This window comes from Hydrogenophaga sp. (assembly GCF_026125825.1).
Classification (GTDB): Bacteria; Pseudomonadota; Gammaproteobacteria; order Burkholderiales; family Burkholderiaceae_C; genus Hydrogenophaga.
Genome location: NZ_JAHCKK010000212.1, coordinates 1 through 1,889, shown reverse-complemented (window position 1 = coordinate 1,889; position 1,889 = coordinate 1). Strand labels below are relative to the sequence as shown.

2 protein-coding genes are annotated in these 1,889 nt (G+C 70.1%); both read right to left on the bottom strand.

Annotated elements, in window-relative coordinates:
• Positions 1-44 precede the first annotated feature (44 nt).
• The gene (locus KIT86_RS25040) at positions 45-779 is read right to left on the bottom strand and encodes a 16S rRNA (uracil(1498)-N(3))-methyltransferase (protein WP_297403442.1); all 735 of its coding nucleotides are present in this window, start codon (positions 777-779) and stop codon (positions 45-47) included.
• Positions 780-781: 2 nt separating this feature from the next.
• Entirely contained in the window at positions 782-1,873 is a 1,092-nt protein-coding gene (locus tag KIT86_RS25035) for a phosphotransferase (RefSeq protein ID WP_297403444.1), read from the bottom strand.
• Positions 1,874-1,889 lie beyond the last annotated feature (16 nt).

Genomic DNA, 1,889 nt, shown 5'->3' with positions numbered 1-1,889 from the left:
CGTCGTGCAGGTCTTCCGGCTCGCGCCGGCCTGAGCGGACGGGCTCAGCCCAGGGCGAGGGTGAGCGCCGCAAGCGCCGCTGTCTCGGCGCGCAGCACGCGCGGACCCAGCGTGACGGGCAGGAAGCCGGCCGCGCGGGCCTGTGCGTCTTCGGTCGCGCTCAGCCCTCCTTCGGGCCCGCTGAGGAACCAGACCGGTGCCCGGGCCGGTGCCTGTGCCAATGCGCTGGCCAGCGGTTGCGTGCCTTCGGCCAGCGAGAGCAGGCAGCGCAGGCCGGGTTGGCCGGCGGTGGCGGGCGCGAGCGCCTTCAGCCATGCCGCGACATCGCTCACCGGGTGCACCATGGGCACGCGGTTGCCGCCGCACTGTTCACACGCGGCCACGGCCACCGATTGCCAGTGCGCCTGCTTCTTCATGGCCCGATCACCGGCCAGGCGCAGCACGCTGTGCGCGGTGTGCAGTGGCTGCAGGCTGGCCACGCCCAGTTCGGCGGCCTTCTCCACCAGCCAGTCCATGCGCTCATTGGCCGGCATGCCCAGCGCCAGGTGCACCGCACGGGCGGGCTCGCGCTCGGTGGCGTGGTGCGCACCGAGCACCACCTCCACGTCGCTGCGGCCCATGCGGGTGATGGTGGCGTCCCACTCGCCGCCCTGGCCGTTGAAAAGGATGATGGTCTGAGCCGGTTGCAGGCGCAGCACCTGCACATGGCGCGCGGCCGCGGCGGGCAACGCGAGGGCCTGGCCTTCGACCAGCGGCGTCGGACAGTGGAACCGCGGCATGCTCAAACGCGCCCGAAGGCGTAGCCGGAGGCGGCCTGCAGACCTTCGATCTCGTCGAGCATCTTCAGGAACGGGCCGAGCGCCCGGTAGCGGTGTGCCGTGTGGCGGATGTAGCCGATGAAGCGCGGCGCATCGGCCAGGTACTTGGGCTTGCCGTCGCGCAGGGTGAGGCGCGCGAAGATGCCGGCCACCTTCAGGTGGCGCTGCAGGCCCATCCATTCCACACCGCGGTAGAAGGCGCCGAAGTCGCTGTGCCAGTCTTCGAAGTCCATCAAGCCGGCCGCGCGCGCCTTTTCCCAGTAGCGCACGGTGACGTCGATCACGAAGTCCTCTTCCCAGCTGAGGAAGGCGTCGCGCATCAGGCTGGCCACGTCGTAGGTGATGGGGCCGTGCACCGCGTCCTGGAAATCGAGCACCCCCAGCTGCTGCGCGGGTGTATCACCGGGTTGCAGTGGCAACATCAGGTTTCTGGGCATGAAGTCTCGGTGCACGTAGACCTGCGGCGAGGCCAGGTTGTGGGCGACGATGGTGTCGAAGGTCTTCTGCAGCGTCTGGGCCTGCGTGGCATCGAGGGTGAGGCCCTTGTGCTGTCCGAGGTACCAGTCGGGGAAAAGCTGCAGTTCGCGGCGCAGCAAGGCGTCGTTGTAGGGCGGCAGCACGCCGGGCCTGGAAGCCAGCTGCCAGGCCAGCAGCGCGTCCAGCGCCTGCATGTAGCGCGCGTGGTTGGCCTGTGGCTTGCTGGCGTCGATGCCATCGAGCATGGTCTGGTGGCCAAGGTCGCTCAGCAGCATGAAGCCCTGAGGTTCGTCCCAGGCCAGGATCTCGGGCACGAGCAGGCCGGCCTCGCGCAGCAGGCCGGCGACGTGCACGAAGGGCTGGCAGTTCTCCTGCGCCGGCGGCGCGTCCATCACGATCAGGCTGCCACCCGCCTGGGCGTCCAGGCGCAGGTAGCGGCGAAAGCTTGCATCGGCCGAAGCGGGGCGCAGGCTGCCGGGCAACAGGCCCAGGCGCGTGGCCAGCGGTTGCATCCAGGCGTGAAAGGCGGCTTCCCGAGCCGGATCGGTCCAGGTGACGGCAGGGTGGGACGGACTCATGGGGGTGGGTGGTGGG